At 41.6% G+C, this 21,737-nt stretch carries 21 protein-coding genes and 1 pseudogene; 19 read left to right on the forward strand and 3 right to left on the reverse strand.

The window, feature by feature from the left end; genetic code table 11:
* The first annotated feature begins 48 nt into the window (after window positions 1–48).
* Window positions 49–741: a phosphoglycerate mutase gene (locus GEZ85_RS01600; RefSeq protein ID WP_000240129.1), complete on the forward strand. Its 693-nt coding sequence runs from the start codon at window positions 49–51 to the stop codon at window positions 739–741.
* A 71-nt stretch (window positions 742–812) separates the two neighbouring features.
* On the opposite strand, the gene GEZ85_RS01605 is transcribed toward GEZ85_RS01600, so the two are convergent.
* On the reverse strand, window positions 813–2,069 hold the full coding sequence (locus GEZ85_RS01605; RefSeq protein ID WP_153214774.1) for an ISL3 family transposase: 1,257 nt from the start codon (window positions 2,067–2,069) through the stop codon (window positions 813–815).
* 206 nt (window positions 2,070–2,275) lie between these two features.
* Here GEZ85_RS01605 and GEZ85_RS01610 point away from each other — a divergent pair, with 206 nt between their 5' ends.
* From GEZ85_RS01610 to GEZ85_RS01645, 8 genes are all read left to right on the forward strand, one after another.
* Window positions 2,276–2,977 (forward strand): ABC transporter ATP-binding protein, encoded by a 702-nt coding sequence (locus GEZ85_RS01610; protein WP_153209869.1) that lies wholly within the window; start codon window positions 2,276–2,278, stop codon window positions 2,975–2,977.
* Window positions 2,973–5,681 (forward strand): FtsX-like permease family protein, encoded by a 2,709-nt coding sequence (locus GEZ85_RS01615; protein WP_322741439.1) that lies wholly within the window; start codon window positions 2,973–2,975, stop codon window positions 5,679–5,681. Before GEZ85_RS01610 ends, GEZ85_RS01615 begins: the two co-directional genes overlap by 5 nt.
* Window positions 5,682–5,825: 144 nt before the next feature.
* Window positions 5,826–6,095, forward strand: a complete 270-nt coding sequence (gene rpsO, locus GEZ85_RS01620) for a 30S ribosomal protein S15 (RefSeq protein WP_001018251.1) — start codon at window positions 5,826–5,828, stop codon at window positions 6,093–6,095.
* Window positions 6,096–6,729: 634 nt separating this feature from the next.
* A complete protein-coding gene (locus GEZ85_RS01625) occupies window positions 6,730–7,341 on the forward strand; it encodes a CadD family cadmium resistance transporter (RefSeq protein ID WP_153209866.1) in 612 nt (203 codons plus the stop codon).
* Between the two features lie 257 nt (window positions 7,342–7,598).
* Window positions 7,599–8,645, forward strand: a complete 1,047-nt coding sequence (locus tag GEZ85_RS01630) for a FecCD family ABC transporter permease (protein ID WP_153209865.1) — start codon at window positions 7,599–7,601, stop codon at window positions 8,643–8,645.
* A 1-nt stretch (window position 8,646) separates the two neighbouring features.
* Window positions 8,647–9,402: an ABC transporter ATP-binding protein gene (locus GEZ85_RS01635; protein WP_049499573.1), complete on the forward strand. Its 756-nt coding sequence runs from the start codon at window positions 8,647–8,649 to the stop codon at window positions 9,400–9,402.
* A gap of 19 nt (window positions 9,403–9,421) precedes the next feature.
* Window positions 9,422–10,432, forward strand: a complete 1,011-nt coding sequence (locus GEZ85_RS01640) for an ABC transporter substrate-binding protein (RefSeq protein WP_153209864.1) — start codon at window positions 9,422–9,424, stop codon at window positions 10,430–10,432.
* Window positions 10,413–11,105 (forward strand): alpha/beta hydrolase-fold protein, encoded by a 693-nt coding sequence (locus tag GEZ85_RS01645; RefSeq protein ID WP_153209863.1) that lies wholly within the window; start codon window positions 10,413–10,415, stop codon window positions 11,103–11,105. Before GEZ85_RS01640 ends, GEZ85_RS01645 begins: the two co-directional genes overlap by 20 nt.
* Before the next feature lie 42 nt (window positions 11,106–11,147).
* Here GEZ85_RS01645 and GEZ85_RS01650 read toward each other — a convergent pair whose 3' ends face one another.
* Window positions 11,148–11,897, reverse strand: a complete 750-nt coding sequence (locus tag GEZ85_RS01650) for a lysophospholipid acyltransferase family protein (protein ID WP_084925659.1) — start codon at window positions 11,895–11,897, stop codon at window positions 11,148–11,150.
* 132 nt (window positions 11,898–12,029) lie between these two features.
* Here GEZ85_RS01650 and GEZ85_RS01655 point away from each other — a divergent pair, with 132 nt between their 5' ends.
* The 8 genes and pseudogenes from GEZ85_RS01655 to GEZ85_RS01690 form a co-directional block, all read left to right on the forward strand.
* Entirely contained in the window at window positions 12,030–14,366 is a 2,337-nt protein-coding gene (locus tag GEZ85_RS01655; RefSeq protein WP_153209868.1) for a cation-translocating P-type ATPase, read from the forward strand.
* Between the two features lie 101 nt (window positions 14,367–14,467).
* Window positions 14,468–15,145, forward strand: a complete 678-nt coding sequence (locus GEZ85_RS01660) for a tRNA (adenine(22)-N(1))-methyltransferase (RefSeq protein ID WP_153209862.1) — start codon at window positions 14,468–14,470, stop codon at window positions 15,143–15,145.
* Window positions 15,132–15,929 carry a Nif3-like dinuclear metal center hexameric protein gene (locus tag GEZ85_RS01665; RefSeq protein WP_153209861.1) on the forward strand — a complete coding sequence of 266 codons (798 nt, stop codon included), beginning with the start codon at window positions 15,132–15,134 and terminating at the stop codon, window positions 15,927–15,929. The genes GEZ85_RS01660 and GEZ85_RS01665 overlap by 14 nt, the downstream gene beginning before the upstream one ends.
* A 16-nt stretch (window positions 15,930–15,945) precedes the next feature.
* On the forward strand, window positions 15,946–17,049 hold the full coding sequence (locus GEZ85_RS01670; protein WP_153209860.1) for an NAD(P)/FAD-dependent oxidoreductase: 1,104 nt from the start codon (window positions 15,946–15,948) through the stop codon (window positions 17,047–17,049).
* Window positions 17,050–17,151: 102 nt separating this feature from the next.
* Entirely contained in the window at window positions 17,152–18,171 is a 1,020-nt protein-coding gene (gene galE / locus GEZ85_RS01675) for a UDP-glucose 4-epimerase GalE (protein WP_153209859.1), read from the forward strand.
* Window position 18,172: 1 nt separating this feature from the next.
* Entirely contained in the window at window positions 18,173–19,132 is a 960-nt protein-coding gene (locus GEZ85_RS10600) for a glycosyltransferase family 2 protein (protein WP_153209858.1), read from the forward strand.
* 146 nt (window positions 19,133–19,278) lie between these two features.
* Complete coding sequence (locus tag GEZ85_RS01685) at window positions 19,279–19,923, forward strand: hypothetical protein (RefSeq protein ID WP_153209857.1); 645 nt, start codon at window positions 19,279–19,281, stop codon at window positions 19,921–19,923.
* A gap of 38 nt (window positions 19,924–19,961) precedes the next feature.
* A pseudogene (locus GEZ85_RS01690) lies at window positions 19,962–20,063 on the forward strand (glycosyltransferase); the annotation flags it as partial.
* A gap of 51 nt (window positions 20,064–20,114) precedes the next feature.
* On the opposite strand, the gene GEZ85_RS01695 reads toward GEZ85_RS01690, so the two are convergent.
* Window positions 20,115–20,318, reverse strand: coding sequence for a ferredoxin (locus GEZ85_RS01695; protein ID WP_167745193.1), 204 nt, complete (start codon window positions 20,316–20,318; stop codon window positions 20,115–20,117).
* Window positions 20,319–20,363: 45 nt separating this feature from the next.
* On the opposite strand from GEZ85_RS01695, the gene GEZ85_RS01700 reads away from it, so the two are divergent.
* Together GEZ85_RS01700 and cmk are read left to right on the forward strand one after the other, a co-directional pair.
* Entirely contained in the window at window positions 20,364–20,840 is a 477-nt protein-coding gene (locus GEZ85_RS01700) for an SAG1386/EF1546 family surface-associated protein (protein WP_153209855.1), read from the forward strand.
* A gap of 8 nt (window positions 20,841–20,848) precedes the next feature.
* Window positions 20,849–21,553, forward strand: coding sequence for a (d)CMP kinase (cmk, locus tag GEZ85_RS01705; protein ID WP_153209854.1), 705 nt, complete (start codon window positions 20,849–20,851; stop codon window positions 21,551–21,553).
* The last annotated feature ends 184 nt before the right edge of the window (window positions 21,554–21,737 follow it).

Below are 21,737 nucleotides of genomic sequence, written 5' to 3' on the forward strand. Positions count from 1 at the left end.
TAGATAAACGAGGGGAAACCTCGGAAAATTTAAAGGAGAATCCATCTAATGGTAAAATTGGTTTTTGCTCGCCACGGTGAGTCTGAATGGAACAAAGCTAACCTTTTCACTGGTTGGGCTGATGTTGATTTGTCTGAAAAAGGTACACAACAAGCGATTGACGCTGGTAAATTGATCAAAGAAGCTGGTATCGAATTTGACCAAGCTTACACTTCAGTATTGAAACGTGCTATCAAAACAACGAACTTGGCTCTTGAAGCTTCTGACCAATTGTGGGTTCCAGTTGAAAAATCATGGCGCTTGAACGAACGTCACTACGGTGGTTTGACTGGTAAAAACAAAGCTGAAGCTGCTGAACAATTTGGTGATGAGCAAGTTCACATCTGGCGTCGTTCATACGATGTATTGCCTCCAAACATGGATCGTGATGATGAGCATTCAGCTCACACTGACCGTCGTTACGCTTCACTTGACGATTCAGTTATTCCAGATGCTGAAAACTTGAAAGTGACTTTGGAACGTGCCCTTCCATTCTGGGAAGATAAAATCGCTCCAGCTCTTAAAGATGGTAAAAACGTATTCGTAGGAGCTCACGGTAACTCAATCCGTGCCCTTGTAAAACACATCAAAGGTTTGTCAGATGACGAAATCATGGACGTGGAAATCCCTAACTTCCCACCATTGGTATTCGAATTCGACGAAAAATTGAACGTCGTTTCTGAATACTACCTTGGAAAATAATTTGTAAAAAGAAAGCCTAGGAATACCTAGGTTTTTCGGCTCTTTGTCAACTGTAGTAGGTTGAAGAAAAGCTAAGATCTAGAAAGGACAAATTTCGTCCTTTCTTTTTTGATATTTAGAGCGATGAAAATCCGTTTTTTGAAGTTTTCAAAGTTCCGAAAACCAAAGGCATTGCGCTTGATAAGTTTGATGAGATTATTGGTGGCTTCCAGTTTGGCGTTGGAATAGGGTAGTTGAAGGGCGTTGACAATTTTCTCTTTGTCCTTTAGAAAGGTTTTAAAAACAGTATGAAAAAGAGGATGAACCTGCTTTATATTGTCCTCAATGAGTCCGAAAAATTTGTCTGCCTCTTTGTTCTGAAAGTGAAACAGCAAGAGTTGATAGAGATGGTAGTGGTGTTTCAAGTCTTCTGAATAGCTCAAAAGCTTGTCTAGAATTTCTTTATTCGTCAAGTGCATGCGAAAAGTAGGGCGATAGAAACGTTTATAGCTGAGTTTTCGACTATCTTGTTGGATGAGTTTCCAGTAGCGTTTGATAGCCTTGTATTCATGGGATTTTCGTTCAAACTGATTTATGATTTGGACGCGCACACGACTCATAGCACGGCTTAGATGTTGTACAATATGGAAACGATCTAGAACGATTTTAGCACACGGAAAAAGTTTTCTAGCCAAGTCATAGTAGGGACTAAACATATCCATAGTAATGATTTTCACTCGACATCGGACTGCCCTATCATATTTAAGAAAGTGATTTCGGATAATAGCTTGTGTTCTACCTTCAAGAACAGCGGTGATATTGAGCTTTTCAAAATCTTGTGCAATGAAACTCATTTTTCCCTTTGTAAAGGAGTACTCATCCCAAGACATAATCTCTGGAAGATGAGAAAAATCATGCTTAAAACGGAAGTCATTGAGCTTGCGAATGACAGTTGAAGTTGAAATGGACAGCTGATGAGCAATATCGGTCAAAGAAGTCTTTTCAATCAGCTTCTGAGCAATTTTTTGGTTGATGATACGAGGGATTTGATGATTTTTCTTTACTAGAGGAGTCTCAGCGACCGCCATTTTCGAGCACTGATAGCACTTAAAACGGCGTTTTTTAAGGAGAATTCTAGTAGCCATACCAGTCGTTTCAAGGTAAGGAATCTTAGACGGTTTTTGAAAGTCATATTTCTTCATTTGACTTCCGCACTCAGGGCAAGATGGGGCGTCGTAGTTCAGTTTGGCGATGATTTCCCTGAGTGTATCCTTATTGATGATGTCCATAAATTGGATATTAGGGTCTTTGATATCTAGCAGTTTTGTGATAAAATGTAATTGTTCCATATGATTCTTTCTAATGAGTTGTTTTGTCGCTTTTCATTATAGATGATATGGGACTTTTTTTCTACAACAAAATAGGCTCCATAATATCTATAGGGGATTTACCCACTACAAATATTATAGAGCCGGTTTTTTTTATTCTAGTATCCAACTCTTCGAAAAAGCGTTATAATGATATTAAGAAGTAGTTAAAGAAAGTGAGGTTGATGATGGCTTATATTGAGATGAAACACTGTTACAAGCGTTATCAGGTTGGGGATACGGAGATTGTGGCTAATCGCGATGTGAATTTTGAGATTGAAAAGGGTGAATTGGTTATCATTCTAGGTGCATCTGGTGCGGGCAAGTCAACGGTTCTTAACCTTCTTGGGGGAATGGATACCAATGATGAGGGGGAAATCTGGATTGATGGTGCAAATATTGCAGACTACAATTCCCACCAGAGAACCAATTACCGCCGCAATGATGTCGGTTTTGTTTTTCAGTTTTATAATCTAGTTTCCAATCTAACCGCTAAGGAAAATGTGGAACTGGCTTCTGAAATCGTAACAGATGCCTTGGATCCTGAGCAGGTCTTGACAGATGTAGGTCTGGCTCATCGTCTTAATAACTTTCCAGCCCAGCTTTCTGGAGGGGAGCAACAGCGAGTCTCCATTGCACGCGCTGTAGCCAAAAATCCTAAAATTCTCCTCTGTGATGAGCCTACTGGAGCCTTGGATTATCAGACGGGTAAGCAGGTTTTGAAAATTCTCCAAGACATGTCTCGTCAAAAGGGAGCGACGGTGATTATCGTGACCCATAATAGCGCGCTAGCGCCCATTGCTGATCGGGTGATTCACATGCGTGATGCGACTGTTATGAGAGTAACAATCAATGAGCATCCACAGGCTATCGATACATTGGAGTATTAGCATGAAAAAAACATACCGAAAAGACTTGCTCCAGTCGGTGACTGCTTCCAAGGGACGCTTTTTATCTATCTTGACCTTGATGATGCTGGGTTCTTTAGCCCTAGTTGGCCTCAAAGTGACTAGTCCAAATATGGAACGTACGGCAGAAGATTATCTTCGTAAAGCAAATACCTTGGATCTGGCCGTGATAGCTGATTATGGCTTGGATAAAAAGGATCAAGACGAACTAAAGACCCTTCAAGGGGCAAGTGTTGAGTTTGGCTATATGGCAGACCTAACCGTTGAAAATAGTGAAGAAGCGGTTCGACTTTATTCTAAGCCAGAGGGAATTTCAACTTTTCAAGTGACAGAAGGGCGACTGCCAGAAGCTGATGAGGAAATTGCCTTGGCAGATTTCTGGAAAGACCGCTATCAGATTGGGCAGACTATCACCTTTAGTAAGAAAGAAGAAGGGAAGACCGTCATAAAATCCCAATCTTTCACCATTACTGGATTTGTTCAGTCGGGTGAGATACTTTCTCAAGAAGACTTGGGAGGGGCTAGTAGTGGAAATGGAAGCTTGGCTGGCTATGGAGTGATTGTAGCCAGTCAGTTTGATACAGAAGTGTATAGTATTGCGCGTGTGCGCTATGATGATTTAAAAAATTTGGATGCTTTTTCATCAGACTATAGAAGCAAACGAGATCAACATCAGGAAGCATTGCAAGACTTGCTGGCTGATAATGGTCAAAAACGATTGGCAAGCATCAAAACAAATGGGCAAAAGAGCTTGGAAGAGGGAAAAGTAGAACTCCAAACAGCTGAAAGTAACCTTCAAAAAGGCAAGAGTCAGTTAGAACATGCTGAAAGTCGATTGAAAACGCAAGAAGAACAAGTGACCGCTTTGCCTGAGCCTCAAAAGAGTCAAGCCAAGGAGCAATTGACAAAAGCTAAGGAAGAATTGGCTACAGAAAAAGAAAAAAAGGCTCAGACAGAGAGTAATCTAGCCAAGGAAAAAGAGAAGCTTGAACAACACCAGAAAGAGCTTGATGAACTGGCAGAGCCTACTTACCATGTATACAACCGCCAAACCATGCCAGGTGGTCAAGGCTATCTCATGTACAATAACGCTTCAGCAAGTATTCGTTCTGTCGGGAATATCTTTCCCGTGGTGCTTTTTATGGTTGCTGCAATGGTAACCTTTACAACTATGACTCGCTTTGTGGATGAAGAGCGTACCAATGCTGGTATTTTCAAGGCCCTAGGTTACCAGAATAAAGATATTGTTGCCAAGTTTGTCCTCTATGGTTTTCTTGCAGGAACTGTGGGAACCGTTTTAGGAACGCTTCTAGGACATTATCTCCTTGCAGGCGTGATTTCGGATGTTATAACAGCTGGAATGGTCGTTGGGAAAAGTCAGGAGTATTTCTATTGGTCTTATAGCCTTCTTGCCCTGGCCTTAAGTTGGGTATCCAGTTTCTTACCGGCTTATCTAGTGGCACGGAGGGAATTGCACGATGAAGCAGCCCAACTTTTGCTGCCCAAACCTCCTGTTAAAGGATCAAAGATTTTGCTGGAACGCCTGAACTTTATTTGGAGTCGTTTGAGCTTCACTCATAAGGTTACGGCGCGAAATATCTTCCGTTATAAGCAACGGATGTTGATGACCATTTTTGGAGTTGCGGGTTCGGTTGCTCTCCTATTTGCAGGTCTTGGCATTCAGTCTTCTGTGGGAGGAGTTGTCGAGCGTCAATTTGAACAAATCCAGCAATACCAGATGATTGTAGCGGAAAAGAGCAGTGTAGCGGAGAAAGAAAAAGCAGACCTAGAAAGTGCCTTGCAATCTGAGCCTATCCATGCTTACCAAAAAATCTATTCTAAATCCATTGAAAAAGATTTCAAAGGAAAAGCAGGACTTCAGACTATCACCATAATGGTCACAAGCAGAGAAAATTTTAAACCCTTTATCGCATTAGAGGAAAATGGCCAAGAGGTGCAGGTCATAGATGGAGCCGTCGTGAGTCAAAAACTAGCTCAACTAGCAGGTGTTACGGTTGGAGATAAGCTGGAGCTTGATGGAAAAGAAATTAGGGTCGCGGCTATTTCTGAAAACTATGTTGGACACTTTGTTTATCTCAACCGAGCGACATACGAACAAGTCTACGGTACCAGTCCGAAAGACAATACCTACCTAGTAAAATTAAAAGAGCCAACACCATCCAATACGGAGAAAGAAGCTGCGGCCTTTATGAAAAAAACTGCTGTTTCTGGGGTGGTCCAAAATGCAACGGCTATCCACCTCTTTGAATCTGTAGCCAATTCTCTCAATAAAACCATGGCAATCCTTATCCTTGTTTCCGTCTTGCTAGCCATTGTCATTCTTTACAATCTCACCAATATCAATGTGGCAGAACGTATCCGTGAACTTTCGACCATCAAGGTTCTCGGTTTCCATAATAAAGAAGTGACCCTCTATATTTACCGCGAGACCATGGTGCTATCCCTTGTGGGGATTGTTCTCGGTTTGGTAGCTGGCTACTATTTACATCAATTTTTGATTCAAATGATCTCACCTGCCACCATACTTTTTTATCCACGAGTCAGCTGGGAAGTCTATGCTCTTCCAATCGTCGCAGTGACTGTGATCTTAGTCTTACTGGGTCTCTTTGTCAATCACCACTTGAGAAAGGTGGATATGCTTGAATCCCTGAAATCAGTAGAGTAAATCAAGTTTTTAAAAAGTAAATCTGTTGACAAAGTCTCTGCTTCTTGGTAGAATAAGAACTGTCGTAAAGACAAATAACTTCTTCTTGGTTACAGGCATGCCAACCTGTCACTCGGATGAAGCCAAATAAAAAGGAGAAACATCATGGCAATCTCAAAAGAGAAAAAAAATGAAATCATCGCACAATATGCACGTCACGAAGGTGATACAGGTTCAGTAGAGGTTCAAGTTGCTGTCCTTACTTGGGAAATCAACCACCTTAACGAACACATCAAACAACACAAAAAAGACCACGCTACTTACCGTGGATTGATGAAAAAAATCGGTCGCCGTCGTAACTTGCTTGCATACTTGCGTAAAAACGACGTTAACCGTTACCGTGAGTTAATCAACTCTCTAGGACTTCGTCGTTAATCTGCTTTATTTTCCACTTACATTGCGTTGTCACTTTACCTCGATATACTCAAGTATAATCTTCGGTTACAGTTCCTAGCACTGTAAGGTAAAATAAACCAGATCTTCTCCCTTCGGGGAGATTTTTTTTGTTTCACTGAACGTTTCGTACGATCTTCGCCTCGTCGCCTAGTCTATAAACGGTTTATCCAGCAAGACTGGAGCTCTCTGATTTTCAGAGGGCTTTTTTATTGAGATTTTATCGGTCACAATTTTGGAGACTACAAAAACATCTCATACATCTGCAATGAATGAAACACGATTTTATCGGTCACAATTTTGGAGACTACAAAAACCTCAAATGGTATCAGCTAATTACACCATAAGGGTGCGTAGCTACTCGGCTTGAAAAGCCGAGTAGCTGTCTGCAAGCCCCTTCGGAGAGCCCACACTTTACGAAGTAAAGTATAGTATGTTATACTTTACATGGAAGTAGTCACCGAATTCCAGTTAGAAATTACTTTGTAACTACGTTTTGAGGAGGAGTAAAATGCTTTCCTATGTTCGACATTACCCACTAGCGATAGCTAAATTAATGTGTCTGTGCTCTCCTAAAATCTGCTGATTTATTACTGACCAATACAGGAGGTTTTTTATGGGACAGACAATCATATCTGCTATTGGTGTTTATATTTCCACCAGTATCGATTATTTAATTATTTTATTTATTTTATTTGCACAGCTATCACAGAATAAACAAAAATGGCATATTTATGCGGGGCAATATCTAGGCACAGGCTTACTTGTAGGGGCGAGTTTAGTTGCTGCTTATGTCGTTAATTTTGTGCCTGAAGAATGGATGGTTGGATTGCTTGGTTTAATCCCTATCTATTTAGGGATTCGCTTTGCAATTGTTGGAGAAGGTGAGGAAGAAGAGGAAGAAATTATTGAAAGATTAGAACAAAGCAAGGCAAATCAACTGTTTTGGACAGTTACATTGCTAACAATTGCGTCTGGCGGAGATAATTTAGGTATCTATATACCTTATTTTGCTTCGTTAGATTGGTCACAGACCCTCGTGGCGTTGCTTGTGTTTGTAATCGGCATAATTATCTTATGCGAGATTAGTCGGGTGTTATCCTCTATTCCGTTAATATTCGAGACAATTGAAAAATACGAGCGAATCATTGTGCCCTTAGTATTCATTGTACTTGGACTATACATCATGTATGAAAATGGCACGATAGAGACTTTTCTGATCGTGTAGATTTTTTTGTTTCACTAGGATTTTAGCCCGAGTTCAAATTAGCTCTCTGACTTCAGAGGGCTTTTTGCGTAGGCACCTTACCTCGATATACTCAAGTATTATCTTTGGTTACGGTTCCTAGCACTGTATGGAAAAACCAACCATAATTTTTCTGATTTTAATTGTATTTTTTCCATAGCTTGTTACACAGTTGAAAATATGGTATACTTTTCATGAGAATTTTCTAAATTTTTAAGATTCTATCAAAGGAGGTTTGCATGCTTTCCAAATTTTCTGGAAGCCGACAGGACCTGCAATTTGTGTTGCTTTTAGGTGTCTTGCTAGGTGTTTTAGGGATTTCCCTCTTTCTAGCAGTTTCAATGGGATCTGTTGCGATTCATCTAGGAGATACCTATCGGATTATTTTGAGCAGGTTGGGGTTTCCTCTTGAGATAGGAGAGGTGCCAAAGTCCACTCTTGCCATTGTATGGAACATGAGATTCCCCCGAGTATTGCTGGGGCTGATAGTAGGGGCTGGTCTTTCTATGTGTGGTAGCGTGATGCAGTCCACAGTGAACAATCCCATCGCTGAGCCCTATGTCTTAGGAATCTCTGCGGGTGCAACTCTAGGGGCAACCTTGAGCATCATTCTTGGTTTGAAAGTGATGATTAGCCTTGGCGCTTTTCTTGGAGCTATTTTGGCAACAATTGCTGTCCTCATCATTGCCTCTATGCAGGGAAGGATGACGACTTCCAGTCTGATCTTATCAGGAACGGTTGTCAATGCTCTCTTTCTGGCTTTTTCCAACTTTATTATCTCAGTTGGTGCTAATGCTGACAGTGTGATGACTATTAAGTTTTGGACCATGGGCTCGCTTGCTGGGACTACCTGGTCTGACTTAGTTTTGCCAACTATAGTAGTGGGAATGGCCTTTCTATTTTTTTCTACGCAGTATCGTGTTTTTAATGCGATGATGATGGGAGATGAGGCTGCTTTAACTTTGGGGGTTCCCTTACGCTTTTATTGGTATCTTTATGTGACCATGGTGGCTGTGTTGACAGCAGTCTTGGTGGCGACCTGTGGGATTATTGGATTTGTCGGTCTGATTACTCCACATTTAGCTCGAGGGTTAGTAGGAACGAATTACAGGAGACTTTTTCCTGTTGCGACTTTACTAGGTGCCCTTTTCGTTATCTGGGCAGATGTACTCTCTCGTGTCATTATTCAAAATGCTGAGCTGCCAATTGGTATTTTCACAGCCTTAGTAGGTGCTCCCTTCTTTATCTACATTGTTGGAGGTAGGCGAAGGGAGGTGAGGGCTTGATATGGACTTGATTTGTCAGGATATCCACTTTGGACTAGGAGAGAAAAAAATCCTCAAAGGTGTTTCTCTTAGGGTTGAGGGGCATCAATTTCACACGATACTAGGACCAAATGGAAGTGGGAAAACCAGCCTGCTTAAACTCCTCTATCGTCAGGAAAAGGCAGACAAAGGCTTGATAAGCCTAGATGGAAAGCCACTGGAGCATTGGTCACTAAAAGAAACAGCCAAGCAAATGGCAGTTGTAACCCAGTTTAATCAATTGCAGTTTGATTGTACAGTTGAGGAAATCGTCTTGCTAGGAAGAACGCCCCATCTCTCTTTTTTACAGAAGGAAAAGGAAAGGGATTATGCCCTCGTTCATGATGCTCTTGTCAAGGTGGATATGCTTGAGAAGAAAACTCGTCTCTATTCGTCTCTGTCAGGGGGAGAAAAGCAGCGAGTCTTATTAGCACGTGCCTTGGCGCAAGAACCGACTCTCTTGCTCCTGGACGAACCAACCAATCACCTAGATATCAAGTATCAGCTAGACTTGTTAGCCATTGTGAAGAATCTTAAGATCAATGTTCTAGCTGTCCTACATGATATTCAACTTGCTTGTCGCTATTCGGATTATCTCTATCTGATGAAAGAGGGGGAAATCCTTTACCAAGGGACTCCAAAGGAGACCATCACCCCTGAGTCATTGCAAACTGTATACGGAGTTCAAAGTCAGGTTACTTGGACCGATGATCAGCAAGCCATGATTCACTATTTATAAGAATGAAAAGGAAAACAAGATGAAAAAAACACTCAGTATTTTACTCGTAACAGTAGCTACCTTAACCATGGCAGCTTGTGGCAATACTACTACAGAAAAAGCTACCACACAATCTAGCACAGAAACAAGTCAAAAGGCAAGCGCAGAGACGACTTATCCGTTAACGGTCAAAACCTATGACGCGAAAGGGAATGAAGTCGAACAAATCTTTGACAAGGCACCTGAAAAAGTTATCACCAACAATCTTTCAACCACTGAAATCTTATTGGAGTTGGGGTTGAAGGATAAAATTGTTGGCATGCTCAATCCAGACAATGCTGTGACGGACAAATACAAGGACGCGATTGCGACTATTCCTCAAATTGGGGATAAAAAAACAGTCTCACAAGAGACAGTCCTTTCTTATGAGCCAGACGCTGTGATGGGGCGAAACATGATGTTTTCTGAAAAATCCTTGGGGACAGTTAGCACTTGGAATGAAAATAAAATCCCAGTTTATACTCAAAAAGCTTCTCTCTCAACGATTCAGCAAGATTTGGGGAATATCGTAGAAGATGTCAAAAATCTTGGAATGATTTTTAATGTTCAGGACAAGGCCAATGAATACGCAGCCCAATTACAAACTAAAATTGACGCTGTTAAGAAAGCAAATCCAGCAAGCCAAGGTGAAAAGAAAAAGGCTTTGATTATGGTTGCTTATAATGATGAAACCTTCGGTGCCTACAAGTCTGCTTTGCAAGAAAGTTTGCTGAACCAACTTGGTTATACAAACGTTGCTACGGGGACATCAGGCTTGACCTTGGAAAATCTCGTGTCAATGGATCCTGAATTGATTATCTATGTAACCAGCGATCGTAATAAAAAATTGGATGAAAAAGCAGTAGAGTTGATGAAGGCAAATGCTGTTTTGGAAAGCGTTCCTGCTATTAAGAATCAAAAAATCATGACTATCTCTTACGATGAGTTGATGGATTATGGTCCAGCAGTGATTGATTCCCTTGAGAAAATCAATGACTTTATCAATAAATAATGAGTTTGATTGGGAAGGAATTCAAGTCAAAATCAGCCTTCCTTCTAACTACGACCCCAATCGAACCTATCCGGTTATTTTATTGAATGATGGAAACTTGGATTTCCTATCTTCGCTTTCAGAATCTGTGATTTTAGTGGGCTTGACCTCTAAAAATCGCCTAGACGACTACACGCCCTGGAAGGTAGCTGCTCTGAGAGATGGGGCTCCAGCTTTTGGCGGTCAGGCAAATGCCTATCATGATCATTTATTTGGAGGTCTTTTAGATCAGTTGCAGTCGCTTTATCGCCTGGATGAAGCACGTCTTGGCTACGGAGGTTATTCACTAGGTGGTTTGGCAGCAGTCTACAGTCTTTTCGGCTTTGACAAGGTTTCTTGTGTCTTTTCAATCTGCGGTTCCTTTTGGTATCCTGATTTTGTGACTTACTGTAGGGAAGAAAAGGTGAAAAATTTGGACTGTTTGCTGTATTTACAGAATGGGCAAACAGAAGGAGCCAATCATAGCAATCGCTTGGCTCAAGCACCATCCTATGCTGAACAGATCCATACCAGTCTTCAGAAATGCTATCCGAATGGCCAGTTTGTCTTTGATCCTTATGGACACCATGAACAAGTAGCTGAGCGATTTCTAGTCTTTTCCAGCTGGTTGGCCCAAAAATGGAAAATCAAGTAAAAGAGTTATCCCTTGGCTTTTGCCAAGGGATTGTTATATTTTTTAACCAAGAGCCTCTCTCTTCTTATCTGGATTCCAGACGAAGCTTGCGATAAAGCTAAAGATGATGGTTAAGATAGCAAGGATAATGGCAAGGATGAGGGCAGGGATGCGGATAAACCACCAGAGTGGGTTCGGCTTTTTATTATTATGCCATTGTTTCGTTTCGTCGTCCAGACGTTGGAATTCTGCTTGTATACGATTGGCGACTGTTTCAATGCCCTCATCATTCATTTTCTTTATATCTGAGATATCAATTGGATTTCCAAAGTTCATATCGACACGTTCACGGCTAACCAAGCCCTTCAAAGTCATAGGACCTGTGTAGGTAACCGGCATGATACGGACCTTGGCCATTTTAGCAATCAGGGCTACGCCACCCTTGACATCGTTTGAGTGGCGGCTACCACTTGGAAACATGATGAGAGAGCGGTCACTTTTTTTGAGAACATTGATAGGATATTTGATGGCAGAAGCGCTAGGATTTTCCCGGTCGATAGGAAAGGCGCCACACATACGAATCCACCAACCAAAGATACGGTTGGTAAAGAGTTCTTTTTTGGCCATAAAGATGAACTGTTTTGGCTTGGTCGCAAAGGCCATATAAACAGGATCCCACCAGGTGCGGTGAGGCGCCACTAGGATATAATTTTCATCTTGATTGGGAATTTTATCAGTATTATGATAGTGGGCATTGCCATTGATGGACCATAGGAGCAATACAACCAATCCGCGTAAATAAGTATAAAACATGCGATCTCCTTCGATTGTTTTCTTGTTATTATTATACCTTATCAAAGGAGGGCTGGCAAACTTTTCCCTTGACTAGGTGCATATTTGGGATGAGATTAGAATTCTTTTAGAAAAAATGATATGATAGAGTTTATGGATAAAAATAAGATTATGGGATTAACCCAAAGAGAAGTCAAGGAAAGACAGGCTAAGGGCTTGGTCAATGATTTTACCGCATCGGCTAGTACCAGCACTTGGCAAATCGTTAAACGAAATGTCTTTACCCTTTTTAATGCTTTGAACTTTGCCATTGCTTTGGCACTAGCCTTTGTGCAGGCTTGGAGCAATCTGGTCTTCTTTGCCGTTATCTGCTTTAACGCTTTTTCTGGTATTGTGACTGAGCTACGGGCCAAACACATGGTGGACAAGCTCAATCTCATGACTAAGGAAAAGGTTAAAACCATTCGTGATGGTCAGGAAGTTGCCCTCAATCCTGAAGAATTGGTGCTAGGAGATGTCATTCGTTTGTCTGCTGGGGAGCAGATTCCCAGTGATGCCTTGGTTCTGGAAGGATTTGCGGAAGTCAATGAAGCCATGTTGACGGGTGAGAGTGATTTGGTGCAAAAGGAAGTGGATGCCTTGCTTTTGTCTGGAAGTTTCCTAGCCAGTGGGTCAATTTTGGCTCAAGTTCACCATGTTGGGGCAGACAACTATGCTGCCAAGCTCATGCTGGAAGCCAAGACAGTTAAACCCATCAACTCACGTATCATGAAATCATTGGACAGGTTAGCTGGTTTTACTGGGAAGATTATCATTCCTTTTGGTCTGGCTCTTTTGCTAGAAGCCTTGATGTTAAAAGGCTTGCCTCTCAAATCATCCGTTGTAAATTCGTCGACAGCCCTTTTGGGAATGTTGCCTAAGGGAATCGCCCTTCTGACCATTACTTCTCTTTTGACTGCGGTGATTAAGTTGGGCTTGAAAAAGGTCTTGGTGCAGGAGATGTACTCTGTTGAGACCTTGGCACGCGTGGATATGCTCTGTTTGGACAAGACGGGCACCATCACCCAAGGAAAGATGCAGGTGGAGGCTGTTCTTCCACTGACGGCAACTTATGGTGAAGAGACTATTGCCAGCATTTTGGCCAGCTACATGGCCCACAGTGAGGATAAAAATCCAACTGCCCAAGCTATTCGCCAGCGCTTCCAAGGCCAAGTAGCCTATCCTATGCTCTCTAATCTTCCCTTCTCCAGCGACCGCAAGTGGGGAGCTATGGAATTGGAAGGTTTGGGGACAGTTTTCTTAGGTGCGCCTGAGATGTTGCTGGACTCTGAAGCCCCAGAAGCCAGGGAGGCCTTGGAGAGAGGGTCACGTGTCTTGGTCTTAGCTCTCAGTCAGGAGAAATTAGACCATCACAAACCACAGAAACCATCTGATATTCAGGCTCTAGCCTTGCTAGAAATCTTGGACCCGATACGAGAAGGAGCAGCTGAGACGCTGGACTATCTTCGTTCTCAAGAAGTGGGACTCAAAATCATTTCTGGGGACAATCCAGTTACGGTATCCAGCATTGCCCAGAAGGCTGGTTTTGCAGACTATGACAGTTATGTAGATTGCTCAAAAATTACGGATGAGGAATTGATTGCTATGGCTGAGGAGACAGCTATTTTCGGACGTGTTTCCCCTCATCAAAAGAAACTCATCATCCAAACACTGAAAAAAGCGGGGCATACAACAGCTATGACAGGGGATGGAGTTAATGATATCCTGGCCCTTCGTGAGGCGGATTGTTCTATCGTGATGGCTGAGGGAGATCCAGCGACTCGTCAGATTGCCAATCTGGTTCTCTTGAACTCTGACTTTAATGATGTTCCTGAGATTCTTTTTGAAGGTCGTCGTGTGGTTAATAATATTGCCCACATTGCACCGATTTTCTTGATAAAGACCATCTACTCATTCTTGCTCGCAGTTATCTGTATCGCCAGTGCTTTACTAGGTCGGTCTGAGTGGATCTTGATTTTCCCCTTCATTCCAATCCAGATTACCATGATTGACCAGTTCGTGGAAGGTTTCCCACCATTCGTTCTGACTTTTGAGCGAAATATCAAACCTGTCGAGCCAAACTTCCTCAGAAGATCCATGCTTCGTGCTCTACCAAGTGCTCTCATGGTTGTGTTCAGCGTTCTTTTTGTGAAAATATTTGGAAGTAGCCAAGGTTGGTCTGAGTTAGAAATCTCAACTTTACTCTATTATCTTTTGGGGTCAATTGGTTTCTTATCCGTATTTAGAGCCTGCATGCCATTTACCCTCTGGCGTGTCCTCTTGATTGTTTGGTCAGTAGGAGGCTTCCTAGCCACAGCTCTCTTCCCAAGGATCCAGAAACTGCTTGAAATTGCGACACTTACAGGACAAACACTCCCTGTTTATGGTGTCATGATGTTGGTCTTTACCGTGATTTTCACCCTGACTAGTCGCTATCAAGCTAGAAAATAAAGAAAGGCTGCAATCTGTGGATTGCGGTCTTTTTAGGTACAAGATTGCCAGCTGAAATGTGGTATAATAAGAGGTAATAGAGTTTTGGAAAGTGAGAGAAAATGATTTCAAAGAGATTAGAATTAGTGGCTTCCTTTGTGCCACAGGGAGCTATTTTACTCGATGTGGGAAGTGACCATGCTTATCTGCCTATCGACTTGGTCGAAAGAGGAAAAATCGAAAGTGCCATTGCAGGTGAGGTGGTGGAAGGTCCCTACCAATCTGCAGTCAAAAATGTTGAGGCTCACGGTCTAAAGGAGAAAATCCAAGTCCGTTTAGCCAATGGCTTGGCAGCTTTTGAAGAGTCAGACCAAGTGTCTGTCATTACCATTGCTGGCATGGGTGGTCGTTTGATTGCTAGGATTTTAGAAGAAGGCTTGGACAAGTTAGCTAATGTAGAACGATTGATCCTTCAGCCCAATAATCGTGAAGACGACTTGCGTATCTGGCTACAAGAGAACGAATTTCAGATTGTAGCTGAAAGCATCTTAGAAGAGGCTGGCAAGTTTTACGAGATTTTGGTGGTGGAAGCAGGACAAATGAAGCTATCAGCCAGTGATGTTCGCTTTGGACCCTTCTTGTCCAAAGAGGTCAGTCCGTTTTTTGTTCAAAAATGGCAAAAAGAAGCTGTTAAGCTAGAGTTTGCCCTCGGACAAATCCCAGAAAAAAATCTGGAGGAACGTCAAGTTCTAGTAGATAAGATTCAAGCCATCAAGGAGGTGCTCCATGCTAGCAAGTGAAGTAATTAACGCATATGAAGCCTTTTGCCCTCAGGAATTTTCAATGGAGGGAGACAGTCGTGGCCTGCAAATTGGCACTTTGGACAAGGATATCCAAAGTGTCATGGTGGCTCTCGATATTCGTGAAGAAACGGTGGCTGAAGCCATTGAAAAGGGTGTGGACTTGATTATTGTCAAGCACGCGCCGATTTTCCGTCCTATCAAGGACTTGGTAGCCAGCCGTCCACAAAATCAGATTTACATTGATCTTATCAAGCATGATATCGCAGTTTATGTCAGCCATACCAATATTGACATAGTTGAAAATGGCCTCAATGATTGGTTCTGCCAGATGCTAGGCATTGAGGAGACGACTTATCTGCAGGAGACAGGTCCTGAACGTGGGATTGGACGTATTGGAAATATTCAGCCTCAGACATTTGGGGAATTGGCCCAGCATGTCAAGCAAGTATTCGGCCTAGATAGTCTTCGAATGGTGCATTATCAAGAGAGAGATTTGCAGAAGCCTATCTCAAGAGTGGCCATCTGTGGTGGGAGCGGGCAGTCTTTCTATAAGGATGCTTTAGCTAAAGGAGCGGATGTCTATATCACTGGTGATATTTACTACCACACTGCTCAGGATATGCTGTCTGATGGTTTGCTAGCATTGGACCCAGGTCATTATATTGAAGTGCTTTTTGTGGAAAAAATTGCAGAGCTTCTTAGTCAATGGAAAGAGGAAAAAGACTGGGATATTGATATTTTACCTAGTAAAGCATCGACCAATCCTTTCCACCATATCTAGTTAGAAAGTGAAAACAATGAAAAAAGTTGCCATTATCGGAGCAGGGATTGTAGGGGCAACTGCTTCCTACTACCTCTCCAAAGAAGCAGATTTAGAGGTGACCGTTTTTGACCATGGACAAGGTCAAGCTACCAAGGCTGCAGCAGGAATTATCAGTCCTTGGTTTTCCAAACGTCGCAATAAATCCTGGTACAAAATGGCGCGCTTGGGGGCAGACTTTTATGTGGATTTGTTGGCTGATTTAGAAAAGTCAGGGCAAGAAATTGACTTTTACCAGCGTTCGGGAGTCTTTCTCCTGAAAAAGGATGAAACTAAGTTGGAAGAACTCTATCAACTAGCCCTTCAGCGTAGAGAAGAATCTCCCTTGATAGGGCAATTAGCCATTCTGGACCCAGCATCAGCAAATGAATTATTCCCTGGCCTGCAGGGTTTCGGCAGCCTCCTCTATGCTTCTGGTGGAGCGAGAGTAGATGGCAAACTCTTAGTGACTCGTTTGCTGGAAGCCAGTCAGGTCAAGCTGGTCAAAGAAAAAGTAACTCTGACACCTTTAGCATCAGGTTACCAGATTGACGAAGAGGTGTTTGATCAGGTTATTTTGGCGACGGGAGCTTGGTTGTGGGACTTGTTAGAACCCTTGGGTTATGCTGTGGATGTCCGTCCTCAAAAAGGGCAATTACGAGATTATCAGCTTGCCCAAGACATGGAATCGTACCCTGTTGTCATGCCCGAAGGGGAGTGGGATTTGATTCCTTTTGCAGGTGGGAAATTATCCCTAGGTGCTACCCATGAAAATGATATGGGATTTGATTTGACGGTAGATAAAATCTTGCTCAAACAAATGGAGGAGGCAGCCTTGCCCAACTATCCAGTTTTAGCTAAATCGACTTCAAGGGCTGAGCGTGTGGGAATCCGTGCCTATACCAGTGATTTCTCGCCTTTCTTTGGGCAGGTGCCAGAATTGGCAGGTGTTTATGCTGCTAGTGGACTAGGTTCATCAGGCCTCACAACTGGTCCTATCATTGGTTACCATCTAGCTCAACTGATCCAAGACAAGGAGTTGACCTTGGATCCTCTAAACTACCCAATTGAAAACTATGTCAAACGAGTAAAAAACGAATAAGAATTTTACTGAAATTTTATCCTACCCTCTAGGATGGCAAATGACATTCCCTATCAAAAATGGTAAAATAAGAAAAAAGAATCCGAGAATCGAGGAAAAAAGATGCAAGAAAAGATTTTAGTAACGGGTGGAGCAGGTTTTATCGGAACCCATACAGTTATTGAGTTAATCCAAGCAGGTCATCAGGTTGTTGTGGTGGATAACCTTGTTAATAGTAACAGAAAAAGTTTAGAAGTTGTTGAGAGAATTACAGGAGTTGAAGTGCCTTTCTATGAGGCAGATATCCGTGATACAGATACTCTTCGTGACATTTTCAAACAAGAAGAACCAACAGGGGTCATTCACTTTGCTGGCTTGAAGGCTGTAGGTGAATCTACCCGTATTCCTCTTGCCTACTATGACAATAATATCACAGGAACTGTTAGTCTTCTAAAAGCTATGGAAGAAAACAACTGTAAAAACATCATTTTCAGTTCTTCTGCGACAGTTTACGGAGATCCTCATACAGTGCCAATCTTGGAAGATTTCCCACTTTCAGTGACCAACCCATATGGCCGCACCAAGCTTATGCTAGAGGAAATTTTGACGGATATTTACAAAGCAGACTCAGAATGGAATGTGGTCTTGCTTCGTTACTTTAACCCAATCGGAGCACATGAGAGTGGTGATTTGGGAGAAAATCCAAATGGTATTCCAAACAATCTCTTGCCATATGTGACGCAAGTAGCCGTTGGAAAATTAGAGCAAGTGCAAGTGTTTGGAGACGATTACGATACGGAAGACGGAACTGGTGTTCGTGACTATATCCACGTTGTCGACTTGGCTAAAGGTCACGTTGCAGCTCTGAAAAAAATCCAAAAAGGCTCAGGCCTAAACGTTTATAACCTTGGAACAGGGAAAGGCTACTCAGTTCTTGAAATTATCCAAAACATGGAAAAAGCGGTGGGACGTCCAATTCCTTACCGCATCGTAGACCGTCGCCCAGGGGATATCGCAGCCTGCTATTCAGATCCTGCAAAAGCCAAAGCAGAACTGGGCTGGGAAGCAGAACTCGGCATCACCCAAATGTGTGAAGACGCATGGCGTTGGCAAAGCAAGCATCCAAATGGATTTGAAGACTAAGATGGTGATGTCAATCATTGTCCCCTGTTTAAACGAAGAGGAAGTACTTCCTCTTTTTTATCAGGCTTTGGAAGCTTTACTTCCAGATTTGGAAACAGAAATAGAGTATGTCTTTGTCGACGATGGATCAAGTGATGGGACTTTGGAACTTTTAAAGACCTATCGGGAGCAAAATCCGGCAGTTCATTATATTTCTTTCTCGCGAAATTTTGGCAAAGAAGCTGCTCTATATGCAGGCTTGCAATATGCAACCGGAGATTTGGTGGTGGTGATGGATGCAGACCTCCAAGATCCTCCTAGTATGTTGCTTGAGATGAAAGCCTTACTAGACCAGAATACAGGCTTGGACTGTGTTGGGACACGGAGAATTAGTCGAGAGGGGGAACCCTTCTTTCGCAGTTTTTGTGCTAATCTCTTTTATGGCTTCATGAAAAAAATTAGTCCAGTAGCCTTGCCGTCAGGTGTCCGTGATTTTCGCATGATGAGAAGATCTGTAGTGGATGCCATTTTAAGCCTGACCGAGTCCAATCGTTTTTCAAAGGGGCTCTTTGCCTGGGTAGGCTTTAAAACTCACTATCTGGACTATCCAAATGTCGAAAGGCAGGCTGGCAAGACCAGTTGGAGTTTTAGGCAACTCTTTTTCTACTCTATTGAAGGGATTGTTAACTTTTCAGATTTTCCCTTGATTATCGCCTTTGTGGCTGGTCTCCTATCTTGTTTTATTTCTCTGCTTATGACCTTTTTTGTTGTGGTTCGGACTCTCATTTTGGGCAATCCGACATCAGGTTGGACCTCTCTGATGGCTGTTATTCTCTTCCTTGGTGGGATTCAACTCTTGACCATTGGGATTCTCGGCAAGTATATCAGTAAGATTTATCTAGAGACTAAAAAAAGACCACTTTATCTCGTCAAAGAAAAAAGTGATGATAGGCTAAAAAAAGATAGAATTTATCTGACATAGTCACTTTTTGTTATTTGTAATTCTTTTAGTTCGGAGTTTGGGTGATTTTTAAAAGAATTAGGGATTTGAAATGATTTAAAAAATCTATGTAGACTAAATTTAAATTGTAGTGACTTAATAAATAAAAAAATTAGAAGTATTATGTTATGTTAAGTAAAGAGGATTATACTGAAGAAATCGAGCTAATAAAGAAACAAAATTATGTAGAGGCTGAATTGTATCCTATAGTTGCTGATATAATTAAGCCAACTTTAAAAGATAGTTTATCAAAAAGATATGTCTTCGGAAGACAAAGACGTGGTTTGGGACAAATTTATTATGGTCTAAGTAATTTTCCTGATATAGTTATTTTAGATAAGACTTATGAAAACAAATCTAGGAAAAGTATAAAAATTGAAGAATGGAAGAAACTTCGAGGATGCTTGGAAGTTAAGAATTTAAATTATCCTTTAATTACAGAGGAAGAAATCAAATCAACCATATCGAACAGTTTTGAACATATAACTGGAGAGATGGGACAACTTATTGGAGACCTTTTATGGTATAAAAAAGTAATTTATACAAATGGAATTGAATGGAGATTTCTAAGTTTAGATGACAAGGAAGAGATAGATAATACAATTGTTGAAGTAGTTAACAAAAGAATAGAAACAGAAGAAGCGGGAAATTCTTTTGATTGGTGGAAGAATATTAAAGATTTATCGTTCAATTATACGGATATATATTTATCTAAAGATTGTATACAAGAGTGGGACGAATTTGTAAAGAAAGTAAAGGAAATAGAATGGTAGGAGTCTATTCTCATTGAGAAATTTAGATTATAAGTCGCAGTAAGATTTATCTAGAGACTAAAAAAAGACCACTTTATCTTATCAAAGAAAAAAGTGACCTTCCTGATTTTACAGAAAAAAATAAAGAGAAAAGACTATAATTTTGCATGGAAATATGCTAAACTAGAAGGAGTGGAACGTTCTTGTTGATATTAGACTTGATCTTTAATCAAGGCACGTGTCGGACAGTTTCTAACAGCTTCTACGACGTCTTGGCTAGGAGAGATTTCTTTTTCTAGTTGGTCGGGATCATCGTAAAAACGCACAATTCCATTATCGTGGTAATCAAATAATTCAGAATAAGTTTGGCAAAGCCCACAGGCAATACAACGTTCAGGTATAAGTGTGATTTTCATATTTATATTGTAATAAGAAAAGTAAAAAAAAACAAGGAGTAAGGTATGGCAAAAGAACCGTGGCAAGAAGATATTTATGAGAATCAAGAAGAAACAAGATCAGAACGTCGTAAGAGAGAACAAGGTGGAGGAGTCATTGCTAATCGTATCTTAACTATTTTAGCAAGTATTTTCTTTGTGATTGTAGTCGTAATGATTATTGTTCTTATCTATCTTTCGTCAGGTGGGAGTAATCGCACAGTAGCCTTGAAAGATTTTCACGATTCGGATGCAAATGTAGTACAGATTTCATCTTCAAGTAGCTCCCAGCCTGAACAGAGTTCAGAATCAGAATCTTCTTCTGAACACTCGGAGGAAGCTACAGATCCAGAAGGGACGACAAAAGTCTTGGCTGGAGAAGGAGAAGCAGCTATTGCAGCTCGCGCTGGGATCTCGATTGCTCAGTTAGAAGCCTTGAATCCTGGGCACATGGCTACAGGATCTTGGTTTGCTAATCCAGGTGATGTTGTTAAAATCAAATAGGAGTTGATATGAAAACCATTCAAATTGCTATTGACGGCCCTGCTTCAAGTGGTAAGAGTACGGTCGCAAAGATTATTGCCAAGGATTTTGGATACACCTACCTAGATACAGGTGCTATGTATCGTGCAGCCACCTACATGGCCCTCAAGAACCAATTAGGAGTAGAAGAAATCGAAGCACTTTTAGCTTTGTTGGACCAGCACCCAATTAGTTTTGGACGCTCAGAAACTGGAGACCAGCTTGTTTTTGTAGGAGATGTGGATATTACTCATCCTATCCGTGAAAATGAAGTGACTAATCATGTTTCTGCTATTGCAGCAATTCCTCAAGTGCGTGAGAAACTAGTTTCTCTCCAGCAAGAGATTGCCCAGCAAGGTGGGATTGTTATGGATGGTCGCGATATTGGGACTATTGTATTGCCACAAGCAGAGTTGAAAATTTTCCTAGTAGCCTCTGTTGATGAGAGAGCAGAGCGCCGTTATAAGGAAAATGTTGCCAAGGGAATTGAAACAGACCTTGAAACCCTAAAAGAGGAAATTGCTGCGCGTGACTACAAGGATAGTCATCGTGAGACTTCGCCTCTCAAACAAGCAGAGGATGCTGTCTACCTTGATACAACTGGTTTGAACATCCAAGAAGTAGTTGAAAAAATCAAAGCAGAAGCTAAAAAAATGCATGTCCTAGGGACAGGAGAAGAACCTGAGACAAAATAGTTCTCAGCCACAAAAAAGCTAGAGATTTCCAATTGCGGAACTCTAGCTTTTTAATTTGGCTCTTTGTCAACTGTAGTGGGTTGAAGAAAAGCTAAGCTCGAGAAAGGACAAATTTCGTCCTTTCTTTTTTGATGTTTAGAGCGATAAAAATCCTTTTTTTGAAGTTTTCAAAGTTTCGAAATCC

This window comes from Streptococcus mitis, from assembly GCF_009496205.1.
Classification (GTDB): domain Bacteria; phylum Bacillota; class Bacilli; order Lactobacillales; family Streptococcaceae; genus Streptococcus; species Streptococcus mitis_BN.

What these genes read in the sequence shown, in the direction of transcription:
- GEZ85_RS01600 (WP_000240129.1), top strand. Translation starts at nt 49, where the DNA reads ATGGTAAAATTGGTTTTTGCTCGCCACGGTGAGTCTGAATGGAACAAA.
- GEZ85_RS01605 (WP_153214774.1), bottom strand. Translation starts at nt 2,069, where the DNA reads ATGGAACAATTACATTTTATCACAAAACTGCTAGATATCAAAGACCCT.
- GEZ85_RS01610 (WP_153209869.1), top strand. Translation starts at nt 2,276, where the DNA reads ATGGCTTATATTGAGATGAAACACTGTTACAAGCGTTATCAGGTTGGG.
- rpsO (WP_001018251.1), top strand. Translation starts at nt 5,826, where the DNA reads ATGGCAATCTCAAAAGAGAAAAAAAATGAAATCATCGCACAATATGCA.
- GEZ85_RS01625 (WP_153209866.1), top strand. Translation starts at nt 6,730, where the DNA reads ATGGGACAGACAATCATATCTGCTATTGGTGTTTATATTTCCACCAGT.
- GEZ85_RS01630 (WP_153209865.1), top strand. Translation starts at nt 7,599, where the DNA reads ATGCTTTCCAAATTTTCTGGAAGCCGACAGGACCTGCAATTTGTGTTG.
- GEZ85_RS01635 (WP_049499573.1), top strand. Translation starts at nt 8,647, where the DNA reads ATGGACTTGATTTGTCAGGATATCCACTTTGGACTAGGAGAGAAAAAA.
- GEZ85_RS01640 (WP_153209864.1), top strand. Translation starts at nt 9,422, where the DNA reads ATGAAAAAAACACTCAGTATTTTACTCGTAACAGTAGCTACCTTAACC.
- GEZ85_RS01645 (WP_153209863.1), top strand. Translation starts at nt 10,413, where the DNA reads ATGACTTTATCAATAAATAATGAGTTTGATTGGGAAGGAATTCAAGTC.
- GEZ85_RS01650 (WP_084925659.1), bottom strand. Translation starts at nt 11,897, where the DNA reads ATGTTTTATACTTATTTACGCGGATTGGTTGTATTGCTCCTATGGTCC.
- GEZ85_RS01655 (WP_153209868.1), top strand. Translation starts at nt 12,030, where the DNA reads ATGGATAAAAATAAGATTATGGGATTAACCCAAAGAGAAGTCAAGGAA.
- GEZ85_RS01660 (WP_153209862.1), top strand. Translation starts at nt 14,468, where the DNA reads ATGATTTCAAAGAGATTAGAATTAGTGGCTTCCTTTGTGCCACAGGGA.
- GEZ85_RS01665 (WP_153209861.1), top strand. Translation starts at nt 15,132, where the DNA reads ATGCTAGCAAGTGAAGTAATTAACGCATATGAAGCCTTTTGCCCTCAG.
- GEZ85_RS01670 (WP_153209860.1), top strand. Translation starts at nt 15,946, where the DNA reads ATGAAAAAAGTTGCCATTATCGGAGCAGGGATTGTAGGGGCAACTGCT.
- galE (WP_153209859.1), top strand. Translation starts at nt 17,152, where the DNA reads ATGCAAGAAAAGATTTTAGTAACGGGTGGAGCAGGTTTTATCGGAACC.
- GEZ85_RS10600 (WP_153209858.1), top strand. Translation starts at nt 18,173, where the DNA reads ATGGTGATGTCAATCATTGTCCCCTGTTTAAACGAAGAGGAAGTACTT.
- GEZ85_RS01685 (WP_153209857.1), top strand. Translation starts at nt 19,279, where the DNA reads ATGTTAAGTAAAGAGGATTATACTGAAGAAATCGAGCTAATAAAGAAA.
- GEZ85_RS01695 (WP_167745193.1), bottom strand. Translation starts at nt 20,318, where the DNA reads ATGAAAATCACACTTATACCTGAACGTTGTATTGCCTGTGGGCTTTGC.
- GEZ85_RS01700 (WP_153209855.1), top strand. Translation starts at nt 20,364, where the DNA reads ATGGCAAAAGAACCGTGGCAAGAAGATATTTATGAGAATCAAGAAGAA.
- cmk (WP_153209854.1), top strand. Translation starts at nt 20,849, where the DNA reads ATGAAAACCATTCAAATTGCTATTGACGGCCCTGCTTCAAGTGGTAAG.